Here is a 16,196-nt window from a genome sequence, read left to right on the forward strand (position 1 = left end):
TTATCAATTTTCACTTGCTAATTGAATACGGTTTTTCTCCTGCAATACCACTATCTGACGGCATATGGGTCATATGGAAATCAATACGTCCATTGGATTTGAAAAACTCAAAAGGAATGTAAGGTTTATCCCAAGTTTTTCCATTTAATACGACATGGTCAATATATTTGTTTTCCAAAGAGTTTTTAACACCATTGATAATGAGCTTTTTATCATTTGGAAGTTGTACTGTTACTTTCTCAAAAATTGGACTTCCGATAATATACTCATCAGTGGCAGGAGTCACAGGATAGAATCCTAACGCACTGAACACATACCAAGCGGATGTTTGTCCATTATCCTCATCTCCGCAATATCCATCGGGGGTAGGAGCATAAAGTTTGGTCATTACCTCACGAATTTTCTCTTGGGTTTTATGAGGCTTACCAACGTAGTTGTACAAATAAATCATATGTTGAATCGGTTGGTTACCATGTGCATAATTGCCCATATCCATAATCTGCATCTCTCTGATTTCGTGAATAGTAAATCCATAATACGAGTGATCGAACAGAGGTGGCATTTCAAAAACCTTATCTAATTTTTTCTCAAAGGCAACATCTCCACCCATCAAATTTGCTAATCCTTGAATGTCATGGAAAACTGACCAAGTGTAGTGCAAACTATTACCCTCAGTGAAAGCATCACCCCATTTCAGTGGATTGAAAGGTGATTGAAATGTCCCATCTTCATTTTTACCTCGCATCCAACCGCTTTCTTTGTCAAACATATGGCGATAATTCAACGATTTTTGTTTGTAAGTCTGAGCGATGTCGTTTTTACCCATCGCTTTAGCCATTTGGTAAATGGTAAAATCAGCATAGGCATACTCCAAAGTACGAGCTACATTTTCATTAATACCCACATTGTAAGGAACATATCCTAATTTATTATAGAAATCAACACCCTCACGCCCCACGGATTTGACAGGTCGTCCTTCGTTTTGAGTAGCGTTTTTCAACATGGCTTCAAGCAAAATTTCGGCATCTTCATTGGAAATATTTCCTTTTAGAAAAGCATCAGCTATGATAGGAGCTGAATTTGACCCAATCATGCAATCACGATGCCCCGGACTCGCCCATTCGGGTAACCAACCTGACTCTAAATAGGTATTTACCAATCCCTTCATAAATTTCTGATTCATCTCTGGATACATCAGATTAAAGAACGGAAAAACAGCTCGAAATGTATCCCAAAAACCATTGTCAGTGAACATATAACCCTTCTCGATCTTTCCGTTGTAGGGACTGTAATGTACAATTTCGCCTTTTTCGTCCAATTCATAGAACGTTCGGGGAAAAAGTAACACACGATAGAGGCATGAATAGAATGTTCGTATATTATCAATATTGCTATCTTTGACACGTATCTTAGCAAGTTCTTCTTCCCAACGGTTCAGAGCCTTATTTTTGGTTTGTTCGAACGAATCGTTGCCTATTTCAGCGTTCAAATTACGCTCAGCTTGTTCCCAACTGATAAACGATGACGCTACTTTCACTCGCACTTCTTGCCCCCGTTTGGTAGCAAACTTCACAATTGCTCCAACGTGATTTCCTTCACTTTCAGTATTGTTTTCCAACAATCTCCATTGATCGCCCCAAGTACTAACATTCTCAAAATCAGTATCAAACTCTGCTACAAAGTAATTATGGAAATTATCAGGAACACCTCCGTTATGATTCCGAGCATAACCTATAATTTTCCGTTTTTCAGGAATAATTTTTACCATCGAGCCTTTGAAATAAGCATCCAAAAGTATGTAAGCCTTCTGCGATTCTGGAAATGTAAACTTAAATTGAGCTGCTCTTTCGGTTGGAGCTATTTCAACAGTAGTATCATAATCAGCCAGATATACCTTATAGTAATGCGGTTTAACTATCTCTGCTTTATGGGAAAACCAAGATGCTCGTTCACTTTCTTCAATTTTCAAATCGCCCACCACAGGCATCAAAGCAAAAGCTCCATAATCGTTGATCCATGGACTGGGTTGATGGGTTTGTTTAAATCCTCGAATTTTGTTGGCTTGATACTGATACGTCCATCCATCGCCCATTTTATTGGTTTGAGGTGTCCAAAAATTCATTCCCCAAGGTAAAGCTATGGCTGGATACGTATTTCCATTGGAAAGCTCGAACTTTGAATCTGTTCCCATCAAAGGATTCACATAGTCAATCAGTGGAGTCTGCTCCTCCAAAATAGGTTTCTCTTGGTGGTGACATCCATAGAGAAAAAAAGAAGATAACAAAAATAAAAGTCTGATTTTCATAGATTTATATATTTTTTAGGTCGGTTGATATATTTTTTGACTTCTTTTGGCTCGAAAACTGTCAAAAAAATAGCAATATTTCAGGGGGTAAATTGAGCCAAAAGACTTTTTAAATACTGAATTTGATTATCTTTATCCTGTAGCTGTGCTTTATATAGTTCAATTAATTTATTAACCGTATCTTTATTTTCTACAACCAAATTTTGTATATATCCATTGCAGTAGGCTTCACCGTTATAGACCTGTGAATGAATGTTTATTCCGCTGTTATCAAAGAAATCACTCACATTTGTTTCTAAAATTTTGGCTATCTGAAATAACCTATCCACTGTAATCTTAGTATCTTCACTTTCCATTCGTGCATAGGACGCTTGACTGATATTTAGTTTATTTGCCACATATTCTTGTGAATACCCCCGTAGTTCTCTTACTTTACGAATGTTTACCCCTATTTTATACATATTTTGCATATTATTATACGTTTTAAACATACAAATATAAAAACATTTTTGGGCATTCCAAAAAAATATTTATTTTTGCACCCTCGAAAAGCTGATAGGACTAAGGATTAATGATACTATATAGAGAGAGATGATAAAGTTAATCTAATCCTTTACCTTCAGCTTTTTCTTTCAAGTAACTGGAGGACTTCCACTAACAGTTGTACACTCTCTAAAGGCATTGCGTTGTAGATAGATGCTCGATAACCTCCCACACTTCGGTGTCCTTTAATCCCGCTAATTCCTGCTTCTTCACAAAGTGCATCAAATAATATTTCTGCAGATGTATCTTTCAAATTAAACACAACATTCATCAAAGAACGATCCTCTGTATTAGCGTACCCTAACACCAAAGGATTTCTATCTATCTCATTATAAATCAATTCAGCCTTAACTTGATTCATTTTTTCCATTCCTTGTAGTCCACCCTTTGCCTGAATCCATTCCAAAACCAACAAATTCACGTATATTGAGAACGTAGTTGGGGTATTGAACATACTCTCATTTCCAATTTGATTTTCATAACTCAAAATTGACGGAATTTTTCGAGATACTTTGCCTAAAACGTCTTTCTTGATTAACACAAGTGTACTACCTGATGGACCTATATTTTTCTGAGAACCAGCGTAAATGACACTGAACTTTGAGTAATCCATTGTTCTTGAAAAAATATCCGAACTTGCGTCTGCCACTAAGGGGACTTCCGTTGTAGGCAAACTGTGGTACTGCGTCCCGTAAATGGTATTATTCGTTGTAATATGTAAATAATCAATATCTTTAGGAATTGAATACTCCTTTGGAATATGTCGATAACCAGTATCTTTAGAGGAAGCAATAACCTCTACTTTTCCAAACAATTGAGCTTCTTTTAAAGCTTTATTTGCCCACGTTCCTGTGTCAATATAAGCAGCTTTATTTTCTAACAAATTATACGGAACTGACAAAAATTGAGTACTCGCTCCTCCGTGCAAAAACAACGCTTCATACGAATCATCCAATCCGGCCAATTCCAAAGCCAAAGCTCTGGCTCGTTCAATAACATTCAGAAATTCAGAACTTCGGTGGGAAATCTCTAAGATAGAGAGTCCCGTATTTTCGAAATCAATTACTGCTTGTGAAGCCTTTTCAAAAACAGTTTGAGGCAAGATAGAAGGCCCAGCACTAAAATTATGTTTTTTCATTCGTTTCTATGGTATATTCGTTAAAAATGCAACCGTGTCCACTCCATCAGCATAATCCCACAATGCTGGTTGTTGGGTTTCTCCAAAATGAATTTCATTGTGCGAAAATCCATCTGAGACAACACATTGAATTTTATCAAAGTCGGTTAGCAATTTATTTTTCAAATTGTTAATATCGGTATAGTATTCGTAAAAAAGTGTTGCTATAGGAGAAGCATATCGCTCATCTTCTTTCAAAATCAAAAAGCCGTTTTCACGAAGCTTGTACAAACTCATCAAATAAACAGCCTTGTTATAGTCATAATTGTTAGCATATTTCTGCCCATTGATGATGTCACTATAAGGGAAAATTGCCTTGAAAAAGATATCTAAATCATAATTTTCAGGAATAAAAATCTTAGAAACACTTCTACAGCCCAATCCAAAATACGTAAAAATATCCTTTCCTAACTGAAAAAGCTGCTCCTGAGTCTCTTTTCCTGTTAAAACAGCTATCGAATTTCTATTTTTTCGAATAATATGAGGCTTATTTCCGAAATAATACTCAAAATATCGAGCAGAATTATCACTTCCTGTAGCAATGACAGCATCAAAGTGGGTCATTCGTTCGTTTGTGAACTCAAATTTTCCCTGCCAACTCGGTTCTATATATTGAAGGTAATTCGCTAAAAAAGGAAGTAGCACTTCGTCATCCGAAGATAGTTTGACCACAGCACGATGTCCTGAAATTAGTACACATAAAAAATCATGAAACCCCACCAAAGGAATGTTTCCCGCCATAATGATGGCTATATCTTTAGGAGTAATTCCATCAAAGGTGTAGTTTGATAGCCAACGTTCTATATTGTTCCGTTGCAACGCTTCCGCCCAAGATTTACAAGCAAAACGCAAATTTTCAGAAGTAAACCAACCGTTTTGTTGCTCAGCCAATCCTAAAACCCCAACAAAACCATCAAAAAAGACTTCATTTTGAGGCAAAGAAACGTTTTTTACATACGGAAAAACCGAAAACTGCTCCAAAAACTGCCCTAAAACAACAAAACTATCTATTTTATTTTTCATAAAGTGGTTTTAACATTCCTTTTCGGACATTTTTATTACATTTACTCTATAAAAGTAAAAGAATTTAATATTTTTAAAATATACACGCTTTTTTTCTTAATACTTAATTTTTCCTTTTTGAATGAAATGTTTTAATTTATGTAAAAAGAATAATTCTTTTATCTCTGCGATATATTTTTTTAAGAATACAACTTTCTGATTTTATCTTAAAAATATCCGCTTTTTTTTCTGTCTTCCATTGCAGCTTCGGAGATGCGGTCGTCAATTCGGGTTTCTCCTCGCTCACTGGTTCGGGTGGCGGTAATTTCGTTGATAATATCATCAATCTGATAGGCTTCAGACTCTACCGCTGCCGTACAGGTCATATCCCCAACGGTTCGGTAACGTACTTTGCGTTTTACTATCACGTCATTTTCGTCAATCTGAATATATGGCGAAACAGCAATCAGCTGTCCGTTGTGGTCAATTACTTCGCGTTCGTGCGAGAAATACACACTCGGTAGCTCTATTTTTTCACGACGAATGTAGTTCCAAACGTCCAACTCCGTCCAATTGCTAATAGGAAACACACGCACGTTTTCGCCTTTATGTATTTTCCCGTTATAGGTGTGCCAAAGTTCGGGGCGTTGTAATTTCGGGTCCCAACCGCCAAAGTCGTCACGCACGGAAAAAATTCGTTCCTTGGCACGAGCTTTCTCCTCATCGCGTCTTGCTCCACCGATACAAGCATCAAACTCAAATTCTTCGATGGTATCCAACAAAGTATAAGATTGTAAGGCATTACGACTTGCAAACTTTCCTTTAGGTTCGGTCAAGCCCTTTGCTTTAATGGTGTCTTCTACCTTGCGGACGATGAGTCGCTCACCGAGTTTCTTCACTAAATTATCGCGAAAATCCAACGCTTCTTGGAAATTATGCCCCGTATCGATATGCACAAGCGGAAACGGAAACTTACACGGACGAAACGCCTTCAAAGCCAAGTGTACCAACACGATGGAGTCTTTCCCACCACTGAAAAGCAACGCTGGTTTCTCGAACTGACCACCAACCTCGCGGAATATATGTATGGCTTCTGCCTCCAATTGTTCTAAATAATCCATATCTAAATGTTCAATATTATTTGTTATTTTTTTAATTTACCAAACTCAGGAAACAAACACATTATTAATTTTTATGCTTCCATCAGGTGAATACGAGCCAAAAAAAAATCAAAATACCTATTTCGAGATTAGTTAGCATATTCGCATACTTCAAATTGAAATATTTTGCAAATATACATTTTTCATTACATTTTTCATAGAAACAAGAGGTTGTAAAAAAAGGTATTGTGATGCCATCCTTTTACTTTGTAGAATGCAACCCACACTCTTTTTTACTTTTGTCCTCCCACCACCATCTACCTGCACGAAAGTCTTCTCCGTCCTTAACAGCTCGTGTACAAGGCTGGCAACCTATGCTTATAAAACCTCTATCGTGTAATGGATTGTATGGCACTCCGTTAGCTCTTAAAAAATCCAAAACTTCGGTAGTTTTCCAATGCAAAATTGGGTGGAATTTGATAATCTGGTTGCCTTCATCCCATTCAACCATAGGCATTTGCTCTCGATTTGAAGATTGTTCAGCCCTCAGCCCTGTAATCCATACTTTATTTCCTGTTAATGCTCGTTTTAAGGGTTCCACCTTGCGAATGTAACAGCATTCTTTTCGAAGTTCAGCAGATTCATAAAAAGCGTTTATACCATTTGTTTTTACATAGTTCTCAATAAATTCTGCTTTTGGATAATAAGGAGTTATCTTTGTGTCGTAAGCCATCGCTGTTTTGTCCCAAGTGGCATACGTTTCTGCAAACATACGCCCTGTGTCAAGAGTAAAAATATTGATAGGTATGCCGTTTTTGAGTATCAAATCGGTAATGACTTGATCTTCCATACCAAAACTCGTCGAGAAAACGACCTGATTAGGAAATTGTCCAGCAAAATAACGCAGGGTTTCTATCTCGCTTTTATCAGCAATTTCTTTCAGATATAAATCTATTTGTTCTTTCATAAACATAGTATAACGGAAGCAAAAGTACACATTTATTACCAAAATAAAAACATGATTTTCTTATACAGACTGTATCTGAATAACATTCAAAATATGTTGGTGAGATGTTGATTTTAAACACAAAAAAATTCATATCTTTGTACCCTATGCTTATTTAACAATTAAAACAACGATGAAAAACATTTCAGGATTTTCCAAACTGACTAAACAGCAAAAAATACAATGGCTTTGCGACACTTATTTCCCTGATGATAAGGATGCTTTCTCTAATTTTAAAAAATACCACAACGCCGATGAAACTCTCCAAAAATTACACGATGAATTTATTGAGAATACGGTAACGAATTTCTACCTACCGTTTGCCGTAGCCCCAAATTTTGTTATCAATGGAAAAACTTACACCGTTCCAATGGCAATTGAAGAAAGCTCTATTGTAGCGGCTGCAAGTAGAGCTGCAAAATACTGGGAAACACGTGGAGGATTTAAAGCCGAAGTCATTTCCACAGAAAAAAATGGACAAGTACATCTCATGTTTTATGGTAAAAAAGCTGATTTAGAGTGTTTTTTTGAGAAAATACACTCAAAAATGCTTACTGATGCAAAACACATTACCTCTAATATGGAAAAAAGAGGAGGAGGCATTTCAACACTTCGCTTGGTGGATAAAACCTCAGAATTAGCCAATTACTACCAATTGTTTGCTTCCTTTGAAACGCTGGATGCTATGGGTGCAAATTTCATCAATTCGTGCTTAGAACAATTTGCAGAAACATTTCGTCAAGAAGCTTTAAAACATCCTGAAATTGATGGGAAATACGAAATCGTAATGTCAATTTTATCGAATTATGTACCCGAATGTTTGGTAAAAGTAAGTACATCCTCGCCTGTGGAAAATTTGGCTGTTGCAGGATTGAGCGGTAAGGAATTTGCTGAGAAATTTGTACGAGCCATCGCGATAGCTAATTCCGAAGTACGACGAGCAACTACGCATAACAAGGGTATCATGAACGGAATGGATGCTGTCATTTTAGCCACAGGGAATGATTTCAGGGCTGTGGAGGCAGGAGTTCATGCCTATGCCGCTCGTTCAGGAAAATACCAAAGTTTGACAAAAGCGCATATCAAAGATGAAATTTTTCATTTCGAAATCGAAGTACCGTTGGCTTTGGGCACAGTAGGTGGACTAACAAACTTACATCCTTTGGTAAAAACAGCCTTACAAATTTTAGAAAAACCCTCTGCCTCTGAACTAATGCAAATTGTAGCCACCGTTGGCTTGGCTCAAAATTTTGCTGCTGTAAGTTCTTTGATTACTTTGGGAATTCAGAAAGGACATATGAAGATGCATCTAATGAACATTTTAAACCAATTGGGAGCAAGTGACAGACAAAAAGAACAAATCACCGAATACTTCAAAGATAAAACGGTTACACACAGCGAAGTAGTTCGTATTTTTGAACAAACAAAATGATATTATACACACGTAAATACATATGAAAAAAATCTTCTCTCTTGGCTTTCTATTTCTCTTTTTAGGAACTGCCTATGCTCAAATTATTTCAGAAGAATTTTCGTCACGAAAATTGGGTGAAAAACGAAAATTAGCCATTTATCTACCTGAAAAATATTCTGATAAAGAGGCTTATCCACTATTAGTAGTGCTAAACGCCGGTTCTTTGATGGAGCCTGTACTTGCAAACGCTCGTTACTATGAGTATTTTGAAAATATGCCTAAATGCATCATCGTTGGAGTTTACAACACTCTTGAGGACGTAAAAACTGGAAAAAACGGGGAACTGACTCGCCAATCAGCTAATTTTTTGGATTTTATGGGCGGAGAACTCATTCCTTATATTCATGGAAAATATAGCGTAAATAACTTCAAAGGAATTATTGCCAAGGATGAAGGTGCTTATGTAAGTAATTATTTCTTTTTAGGAAAAGAACCTTTATTTAACGTCGTTATCAGTCTAAATCCCAAGACATTACCGGCTATTTCGGAAACCATTTCGGATAAACTCAACGCTGTTAAAAGAACTGTTTTCTACTACATTGCTACAACAAACTACGATCATGAAACAGCCTACACTAACACAAAAAGTTTGAATAGCCAAATTGTTAATAACCTAACAACTGAAGATGTAAAATTATTTTTCGACGATTTTCCAAAAACTTCATTACACTCAGTAGCTTTATCAGGAATACCAAGAGCTTTCGACCTGATTTTCAGCTCCTATAAACCAATTGATGCTAAAGAGTTCAAGGAAAACTTACAACCTTTATCTGAAGATATTTTTTACTATTTAGAGGATAAGTACAAAAAAATAGAATCGGAATTAGGGTTCAAAAAAACACCTGTTTTGAATGATATTATGGCAACTTATGATGTAATTATAGAAAAAGAAGACTGGGATTCATTAATAAAACTATCTGATTATGTGAAAGATAATGGATATGAGAAAACCGCTATGCCAAATTTCTTCTTAGGAGAATACTACGAGCATACTGGGGATAACAAGAGAGCATTACGTGCCTATCAAAAAGCATATACTGAACTTCCTATTGATTTCATAAAAAAGGACATTATCGACCAACGTATCGTAAAGCTAAGAAAATGAAAATAAAAACATCATACTTTTGTCAGAATTGTGGTACTCAGTACAGCAAATGGCAGGGGCAGTGTTATGCTTGTAAACAGTGGAACACTATTGTTGAAGAAATCATCCAAAAAGAAGCAAAAAAAGCATGGCAGGACGATACTCCGAAATCCAAAAAAGCACCTAAATATGTTCCCATTTCTGAAATAAGTACGCAAGAAGAAACTCGGCTCAACAGCAATAATAACGAACTGAACAACGTACTGGGCGGTGGCATTGTTCCCGGATCCGTAACTTTATTGGGCGGCGAACCTGGCATCGGAAAAAGTACACTTCTACTGCAAACCGCCTTAAATCTGCCTTACAAAACGCTTTATGTTTCGGGAGAAGAAAGCGAAAGACAGATCAAAATGCGAGCCGATCGCATTGTACATAAATTGGATAATTGTTTTATACTCACAGAAACAAAAACACAGAATATATTCCAACAAATCAAAGAGTTACAACCTGAAATTGTTATTATTGACTCCATACAAACCTTGCAATCGGATTATATTGAGGCTTCGGCAGGGAGTGTCTCACAAGTCAGAGAATGTGCTTCCGAGTTGATAAAATTTGCAAAAACTACACATACACCTGTTATCCTTATCGGGCATATCACCAAAGATGGGCAAATTGCAGGTCCTAAAATTTTGGAACACATGGTCGACACCGTATTACAATTTGAAGGCGACCGAAATCATGTTTACCGTATACTGCGATCACTGAAAAACCGCTTTGGTTCTACCTCTGAACTTGGAATTTACGAAATGTTGAGCAACGGATTGCGGGAGGTTAATAACCCTTCTGAAATTTTGATTTCCAAAACCGATGAAACAATTAGCGGAACAGCAATTGCGGCCACTTTGGAAGGAATGCGTCCGCTGATGATTGAAATTCAAGCACTTGTAAGTACTGCTGTTTATGGAACACCACAGCGAAGTGCTACAGGATTCAATGCTAAACGCCTCAATATGTTACTGGCTGTACTAGAAAAACGAGCTGGTTTCCGATTGGGAGCTAAGGACGTGTTTTTAAATATCACTGGAGGGATTAATATTGACGACCCTGCTACTGACTTGGGAGTAGCCATGGCGATTCTATCCTCCAACGAAGACATTGCTATTGAAAAAAACATTTGTTTTGCTGGAGAGGTAGGCTTAGGTGGGGAAATACGACCTGTACAGCGTGTGGAGCAACGCATTACCGAAGCGGAAAAATTAGGTTTCACCACCATTTTTGTATCAAAATATAGCAAAGTGGCTTTGAAAAATACGGCTATCAACATCGTAAAAGTAGCCAAAATAGAAGATACAATCCAAGAATTATTCGGATAAAAATCATAGAATAAAAATGACCTACTACGAAAAGTACATGAAACGATGTATCCAACTAGCTAACAATGGATTAGGAGCTACCTACCCCAATCCAATGGTAGGGAGTGTCGTTGTTTTTGAAGATAGCATCCTAGGTGAAGGATGGCATCAAAAAGCTGGTAAACCACACGCTGAAGTAAATGCTATTGATTCAGTCAAAAATAAGAACCTACTTTCAAAAAGTACCATTTTTGTAAGTTTGGAACCTTGTAGCCATTTTGGAAAAACCCCTCCGTGTGCTGATCTTATTATTAAACACGGGATTCCCAAAGTGGTCATCGGAACAACTGACCCCTTCGCTAAAGTGTGTGGTAATGGCATAAAAAAACTGAAAGAAGCCGGTTGTGAAGTAATTGTAGGGGTTTTAGAAGATGAATGTCAAGAACTTAACAAACGTTTTTTCACTTTCCATCAGAAAAAACGCCCATACATCTTTTTAAAATGGGCCGAAACTTCTAACAAGTTCATTGCACCTGAGCAAAAAAAGGAAGTAAACCCTCATTGGATAACTAACTTATTTTCAAGACAATACACACACAAAATTCGCAGTAAAGAGGAAGCTATTTTAGTAGGAACAAATACTGTTCTTCACGACAATCCAAAACTAGACACTCGCCATTGGCAAGGTAAAAATCCTCTTAGAGTGATTATTGACCGAGAACTAAAAACACCCAAAAAATTTTCTGTTTGGGACGAATCAACCGACACCATTTTCATTACAGAAAAAAGAGAAAACGCTAAATTTAAGAATACGTTTTTTGAAAATATCTGTTTTTCGGAGAATATTGCTGAACAAATTTGCAGAATACTTTACAAAAAAGGCATACAAAGTCTTATCGTAGAGGGTGGTAGAAATGTTCTGCAGCAGTTTATAGATGCAAAACTATGGGATGAAGCCTTTGTTTTTATTGGAAAATCGACTTTCAAAAATGGTATCAAAGCTCCTGCGTTGAAAGATGCTTCACTGCAAAAAACAATGCTCTTTGGAGAAGATCACTTGTTTATTTACAAAAATTCACAACAATGAATGATGTGTTTAAAACTATTGCTTCTCCTGTAGAAGAAGTAATTTTTAAGGAAAAAAGTAGTAAATTTTTAGGGTATGCCTTTCCCATACAAACGGAAGAAGATGTCAAGCGTCATTTGGAAGCCGTAAAGAAACTACACCATTCTGCTCGACACTGGTGCTACGCATGGCAATTGGGACACGGAGCGCAACAGCACTACCGAGCGAATGATGACGGTGAACCCAACAACTCAGCTGGGATTCCTATCTATGGACAAATACAATCCTTTGACCTTACCAACGTACTCATCATTGTGGTACGCTACTTTGGTGGTATTAAATTGGGAGTTGGTGGCTTGGTACAGGCTTACAAAACATCAGCCCAATTGACCTTACAAGAAGCTGAAATCATCGAAAAAATCGTGACCCAAACCCTTCAAATTGTCTTTGATTACAAAGACATAAACAAAGTGATGCGTGTGGTCAAAGAAAAAAATCTGGAAGTAATTGACCAAAAACTTGGATTAGATTGCAGACTTTTCATAGAAGTACGCGACAGCGAATGGGATCACATTAAAGCAATTTTTGAAAGCATTTATGGCGTTCAAGTTATTGAAAATGAAGGAAAATGATTTTAAAATTCAACATTTCTTATCTCCTCTTCTTCCCTATTCTTTAATTCGCTCTACTCGATTGTCTTTTGTGAAATGAAGCGTATCTACTTTGGTGAAATAGTCAATAAGTACGTTACGGATTGCATAATCCGTTTCGTAAACGCTCACCGGATCTTGAAAAAAAAGCATCCCATCACCCATATGCATCAGATAGTCTGATGTAGCAACAATGTAAGTAGCGTTCAAATCAAGAGGCTTTCCATTGATGGTAAACAACTTAACGTCGCCTTTATCAGTCATTTTCAAATTCACTTGCTTTGAAATAGGATGTGGTCGTTTGCCTTTATGCAGATATTCTGCAATTTCAAGCACCTTATTACCTTTTATTTCCAAACACACGAACTTATTTTCAAAAGGCATCAACCTATAAGCTGTTCCAATGGTAACTTCCCCTTGAGGCAAATCGGAACGAATACCTCCCCAGTTCAAAAGAACAAAATCAATATTTTTGCCTGTTCTTTTAAAATAGGTTGGATTTAACATTTCATACGAAACATCTGCCATAAAATTAGCAATCGCCGCATTAGCTTCGTTTTCTTCCTTTCCTTTCTCCAATGCAACTAAGTTATAAGCTAATTTAACAGCCATTTCCTTTTGGATATGTTTACGAAAAGGACTTATAAAACTATCTATTTCAGTATCTTCTGAAATTTGGTTATCAATTTCAATGCTTTTTGCTTCAATGTGTGTGAGTTGCTGTTTTTTATCACCACATGACGATAAAAAACAAAATGTTGCAAAACCAACAAAAAAAAGTCGTTGATATTGGAATAAGTTTTTCATAAATGATATTTTCATAATATTTTATTTTTTATATTTGCATTCAGACCGTAAAGATAAAATAATTTTGGAATTTCTAAAAACATATTACGTAAAAAAACGCATCCAACGAAACATAGAAGAGCTAAAATCCTTTTCTTCAAGGTTTGACAATGGAATCGTGAAAATAGGATGCCTCATTGATATGGATGTGATTAAGGACATCGATCCTCTTTTACAATTGACAAAATTCTATGGAGTACGCCCTGAAAATTATATTTTTTTAGGATATAAACGAAAATCGGACGAAACCCATGCTAATGGAGTTCCTTTTTTAACGGACAGAGAAATTAATTGGCAAGGGAAAATACGTAACTATCATGCTGACAGACTTGCTGAGCAGGAGTATGATGTACTGATAAACTATTTCAATGAACCTAAACTCGCACTGTTATTGCTTTCGTCATCTATCAAAGCAAAATTACGAATTGGTTTTCAAGGTATTGATATGACTTACAATGACATCATCATCAATTGTAAACTTGAAGAGGAAAATATCTTCATTGAAGAGACTAAAAAAGTTTTGGAAACGATATTAAAATAAAACAGACATGGAACAACTAAAAGGAACAGGAGTGGCTCTAATTACTCCATTTACAGCCGATAATAAAGTAGATACTGAAGCATTAGCTAACATTGTGGACTATGTAATTGATGGAGGTGTAGAGTTCATCGTGGCATTAGGAACTACCAGTGAAGCTCCTACTTTAACCAAAGAAGAGAAAAAATTGGTATGCAAAACAATCATTGAGGCAAATAAAAAACGAGTTCCTTTGGTAATTGGTATCGGAGGAAATAACACCCAAGAGGTTATACAACAAATAAAGGAAACTGACCTCTCCGATTTTGTAGCTATTTTGTCTGTTACGCCATATTACAACAAACCCTCACAGAATGGACTGTACGCTCACTTTGCTGAAATTGCAAAAAATGCTCCACTTCCATTGATTCTCTATAATGTTCCAGGACGCACAGGTGTCTCAATGTCGGGGGAGGTTACTGTTCGTTTAGCAAAAGAGTTTAAAAATATCGTAGCTGTGAAAGAAGCCTCAGGCGATTTAGTGCTATGTATGAAAATATTACGCGAAAAACTTACCAATTTTACTTTCCTATCCGGAGATGACATGACTACGTTACCATCGGTGTACATGGGAGGAAGCGGAGTAATTTCGGTGGTAGCTATTGCATTTCCAAAGGAATTTTCAGATATGGTTCGCTTCGGAAGAACGGGTAACATTCAAAAAGCCAATGAGTTGCAGTACAAACTAATTGAAAAAATACATTTAACATTCAAAGAAGGAAATCCTGCAGGTATAAAGGCCTATTTAGCATCTAAGGGATTGTGTAAACCTCATGTTCGCTTACCTTTAGTTGAGGCTTCTGATAGTTTAAAGGCTGAAATTCAGGCTTCTTTACAGTAATTTTATAGATTATATCTACTTAACAAACAATAAGCTACATTTGCCATAACTGATAAACTTATCCGAGAGAAAAAATTTCATAATGCTCTCATTATGAACTTATAGGGAGATGAAAACAGTTTTTTGACACAACCTCCTAATAGTTCTTCTTTTAATATCAAAACATGAAAAATTTAAGAATCGTATTTATGGGTACGCCAGACTTTGCTCTGGAGACTTTAAAACAGTTAGTTGAAAATCAATACAATGTCGTAGGTGTTGTCACCATTGCTGACAAACCTGCTGGTCGTGGACAAAAATTACACGCATCTCCCGTAAAAATATATGCAGAAAGTCAACAAATTCCGGTTTTACAACCGACAAATTTGAAAAATGAGAATTTCATAAAATCACTCAAAGATTTGGAGCCCGATTTGCAAATAGTGGTTGCTTTTCGGATGCTTCCGAAGGTAGTTTGGCAACTTCCAAAATGCGGAACGTTTAATTTACATGCTTCATTATTACCTCATTACAGAGGTTCAGCTCCTATCAACTGGGCAATCATCAACGGAGAACAAAAAACGGGGGTGACTACCTTTTTTATTGATGAAAAGATTGATACAGGGGCTATAATCATGCAAACAGAAACTCCCATATCAGACCGAGAAACCGCAGGTTCATTACACGATAAACTGATGGTACAGGGAGCTGCTTTGGTATTAAAAACGGTCGATGCTATACAAAAAGGAAACTGCCTCCCGAAGCAACAACCTATGAATGAAACTTTTACTGAAGCTCCAAAAATTTTCAAAGAAACTTGTAAAATTAACTGGCAAACCGAAGGAATCGCCATAGAAAGACTCATCCGAGGAATGAGCCCGTATCCAACAGCTTGGACGCTCTTACGTCAAAACGAAATAGAAATGAACATCAAAATCTATGATGCCATTTTTATGGAAAAGGCTCACGACCTTCCGTTTGGAAAAGTTACCACCGAGAAGAAAGAAATTCATATAGCCGTAAAAAAAGGATATATTAATGTGCTTGAACTCCAAATACCCGGAAAAAAACGAATGAAAGCCTCTGATTTACTTAACGGATTTTCTTTCAACGAAGAGGCTATATTTCATTGATTTATATTGACTTATATAAATCTATCACACTTTCTAAAACATAAAATATACACAATGA

General features: G+C 36.6%; 15 protein-coding genes. 8 read left to right on the forward strand and 7 right to left on the reverse strand.

Going from position 1 to position 16,196, the window contains the following annotated elements; all coding sequences use genetic code 11:
* Nucleotides 1–10: 10 nt before the first annotated feature.
* From CGC52_RS02130 to CGC52_RS02155, 6 genes are all read right to left on the reverse strand, one after another.
* On the reverse strand, nucleotides 11–2,305 hold the full coding sequence (locus CGC52_RS02130) for a GH92 family glycosyl hydrolase (RefSeq protein WP_095893310.1): 2,295 nt from the start codon (nucleotides 2,303–2,305) through the stop codon (nucleotides 11–13).
* An 80-nt stretch (nucleotides 2,306–2,385) separates the two neighbouring features.
* Entirely contained in the window at nucleotides 2,386–2,766 is a 381-nt protein-coding gene (locus tag CGC52_RS02135; protein ID WP_042008106.1) for a helix-turn-helix domain-containing protein, read from the reverse strand.
* Between the two features lie 158 nt (nucleotides 2,767–2,924).
* Nucleotides 2,925–3,986: a 3-phosphoserine/phosphohydroxythreonine transaminase gene (gene serC / locus CGC52_RS02140; RefSeq protein WP_095893311.1), complete on the reverse strand. Its 1,062-nt coding sequence runs from the start codon at nucleotides 3,984–3,986 to the stop codon at nucleotides 2,925–2,927.
* Nucleotides 3,987–3,992: 6 nt separating this feature from the next.
* A complete protein-coding gene (locus CGC52_RS02145) occupies nucleotides 3,993–5,048 on the reverse strand; it encodes an acyl-CoA reductase (protein WP_095893312.1) in 1,056 nt (351 codons plus the stop codon).
* A 206-nt stretch (nucleotides 5,049–5,254) separates the two neighbouring features.
* The gene (gene cysD, locus CGC52_RS02150; RefSeq protein WP_013996864.1) at nucleotides 5,255–6,148 is read right to left on the reverse strand and encodes a sulfate adenylyltransferase subunit CysD; all 894 of its coding nucleotides are present in this window, start codon (nucleotides 6,146–6,148) and stop codon (nucleotides 5,255–5,257) included.
* A gap of 241 nt (nucleotides 6,149–6,389) precedes the next feature.
* Nucleotides 6,390–7,094, reverse strand: coding sequence for a phosphoadenylyl-sulfate reductase (locus CGC52_RS02155; protein ID WP_095893313.1), 705 nt, complete (start codon nucleotides 7,092–7,094; stop codon nucleotides 6,390–6,392).
* Nucleotides 7,095–7,266: 172 nt separating this feature from the next.
* Here CGC52_RS02155 and CGC52_RS02160 point away from each other — a divergent pair, with 172 nt between their 5' ends.
* Genes CGC52_RS02160 through CGC52_RS02180 form a run of 5 tightly spaced genes read left to right on the forward strand, consistent with a single transcriptional unit; the run spans nucleotide 7,267 to nucleotide 12,744 of the window.
* Nucleotides 7,267–8,565, forward strand: coding sequence for a hydroxymethylglutaryl-CoA reductase, degradative (locus CGC52_RS02160; protein WP_095893314.1), 1,299 nt, complete (start codon nucleotides 7,267–7,269; stop codon nucleotides 8,563–8,565).
* Nucleotides 8,566–8,587: 22 nt separating this feature from the next.
* Nucleotides 8,588–9,712 carry an alpha/beta hydrolase gene (locus CGC52_RS02165; RefSeq protein ID WP_042008037.1) on the forward strand — a complete coding sequence of 375 codons (1,125 nt, stop codon included), beginning with the start codon at nucleotides 8,588–8,590 and terminating at the stop codon, nucleotides 9,710–9,712.
* Nucleotides 9,709–11,067, forward strand: coding sequence for a DNA repair protein RadA (gene radA / locus CGC52_RS02170; protein WP_095893315.1), 1,359 nt, complete (start codon nucleotides 9,709–9,711; stop codon nucleotides 11,065–11,067). Before CGC52_RS02165 ends, radA begins: the two co-directional genes overlap by 4 nt.
* 16 nt (nucleotides 11,068–11,083) lie before the next feature.
* Nucleotides 11,084–12,133 carry a bifunctional diaminohydroxyphosphoribosylaminopyrimidine deaminase/5-amino-6-(5-phosphoribosylamino)uracil reductase RibD gene (gene ribD / locus CGC52_RS02175; protein ID WP_042343016.1) on the forward strand — a complete coding sequence of 350 codons (1,050 nt, stop codon included), beginning with the start codon at nucleotides 11,084–11,086 and terminating at the stop codon, nucleotides 12,131–12,133.
* Nucleotides 12,130–12,744: a YigZ family protein gene (locus CGC52_RS02180; protein WP_095893316.1), complete on the forward strand. Its 615-nt coding sequence runs from the start codon at nucleotides 12,130–12,132 to the stop codon at nucleotides 12,742–12,744. Before ribD ends, CGC52_RS02180 begins: the two co-directional genes overlap by 4 nt.
* A gap of 36 nt (nucleotides 12,745–12,780) precedes the next feature.
* On the opposite strand, the gene CGC52_RS02185 is transcribed toward CGC52_RS02180, so the two are convergent.
* Nucleotides 12,781–13,584 (reverse strand): 5'-nucleotidase C-terminal domain-containing protein, encoded by an 804-nt coding sequence (locus CGC52_RS02185; protein WP_232751830.1) that lies wholly within the window; start codon nucleotides 13,582–13,584, stop codon nucleotides 12,781–12,783.
* A gap of 49 nt (nucleotides 13,585–13,633) precedes the next feature.
* Here CGC52_RS02185 and CGC52_RS02190 point away from each other — a divergent pair, with 49 nt between their 5' ends.
* The 3 genes from CGC52_RS02190 to fmt all read left to right on the forward strand — a co-directional run bounded on the left by CGC52_RS02190 (nucleotide 13,634) and on the right by fmt (nucleotide 16,138).
* On the forward strand, nucleotides 13,634–14,149 hold the full coding sequence (locus CGC52_RS02190; RefSeq protein WP_231549978.1) for a hypothetical protein: 516 nt from the start codon (nucleotides 13,634–13,636) through the stop codon (nucleotides 14,147–14,149).
* A 7-nt stretch (nucleotides 14,150–14,156) separates the two neighbouring features.
* Complete coding sequence (gene dapA / locus CGC52_RS02195; protein ID WP_095893317.1) at nucleotides 14,157–15,026, forward strand: 4-hydroxy-tetrahydrodipicolinate synthase; 870 nt, start codon at nucleotides 14,157–14,159, stop codon at nucleotides 15,024–15,026.
* Nucleotides 15,027–15,190: 164 nt separating this feature from the next.
* Nucleotides 15,191–16,138, forward strand: a complete 948-nt coding sequence (gene fmt / locus CGC52_RS02200) for a methionyl-tRNA formyltransferase (RefSeq protein ID WP_095893318.1) — start codon at nucleotides 15,191–15,193, stop codon at nucleotides 16,136–16,138.
* The last annotated feature ends 58 nt before the right edge of the window (nucleotides 16,139–16,196 follow it).

This window comes from Capnocytophaga sp. H2931 (assembly GCF_002302535.1).
GTDB classification, from domain to species: Bacteria; Bacteroidota; Bacteroidia; order Flavobacteriales; family Flavobacteriaceae; genus Capnocytophaga; species Capnocytophaga canis.

What these genes read in the sequence shown, in the direction of transcription:
- CGC52_RS02130 (WP_095893310.1), bottom strand. Translation starts at nt 2,305, where the DNA reads ATGAAAATCAGACTTTTATTTTTGTTATCTTCTTTTTTTCTCTATGGA.
- CGC52_RS02135 (WP_042008106.1), bottom strand. Translation starts at nt 2,766, where the DNA reads ATGTATAAAATAGGGGTAAACATTCGTAAAGTAAGAGAACTACGGGGG.
- serC (WP_095893311.1), bottom strand. Translation starts at nt 3,986, where the DNA reads ATGAAAAAACATAATTTTAGTGCTGGGCCTTCTATCTTGCCTCAAACT.
- CGC52_RS02145 (WP_095893312.1), bottom strand. Translation starts at nt 5,048, where the DNA reads ATGAAAAATAAAATAGATAGTTTTGTTGTTTTAGGGCAGTTTTTGGAG.
- cysD (WP_013996864.1), bottom strand. Translation starts at nt 6,148, where the DNA reads ATGGATTATTTAGAACAATTGGAGGCAGAAGCCATACATATATTCCGC.
- CGC52_RS02155 (WP_095893313.1), bottom strand. Translation starts at nt 7,094, where the DNA reads ATGAAAGAACAAATAGATTTATATCTGAAAGAAATTGCTGATAAAAGC.
- CGC52_RS02160 (WP_095893314.1), top strand. Translation starts at nt 7,267, where the DNA reads ATGAAAAACATTTCAGGATTTTCCAAACTGACTAAACAGCAAAAAATA.
- CGC52_RS02165 (WP_042008037.1), top strand. Translation starts at nt 8,588, where the DNA reads ATGAAAAAAATCTTCTCTCTTGGCTTTCTATTTCTCTTTTTAGGAACT.
- radA (WP_095893315.1), top strand. Translation starts at nt 9,709, where the DNA reads ATGAAAATAAAAACATCATACTTTTGTCAGAATTGTGGTACTCAGTAC.
- ribD (WP_042343016.1), top strand. Translation starts at nt 11,084, where the DNA reads ATGACCTACTACGAAAAGTACATGAAACGATGTATCCAACTAGCTAAC.
- CGC52_RS02180 (WP_095893316.1), top strand. Translation starts at nt 12,130, where the DNA reads ATGAATGATGTGTTTAAAACTATTGCTTCTCCTGTAGAAGAAGTAATT.
- CGC52_RS02185 (WP_232751830.1), bottom strand. Translation starts at nt 13,584, where the DNA reads ATGAAAATATCATTTATGAAAAACTTATTCCAATATCAACGACTTTTT.
- dapA (WP_095893317.1), top strand. Translation starts at nt 14,157, where the DNA reads ATGGAACAACTAAAAGGAACAGGAGTGGCTCTAATTACTCCATTTACA.
- fmt (WP_095893318.1), top strand. Translation starts at nt 15,191, where the DNA reads ATGAAAAATTTAAGAATCGTATTTATGGGTACGCCAGACTTTGCTCTG.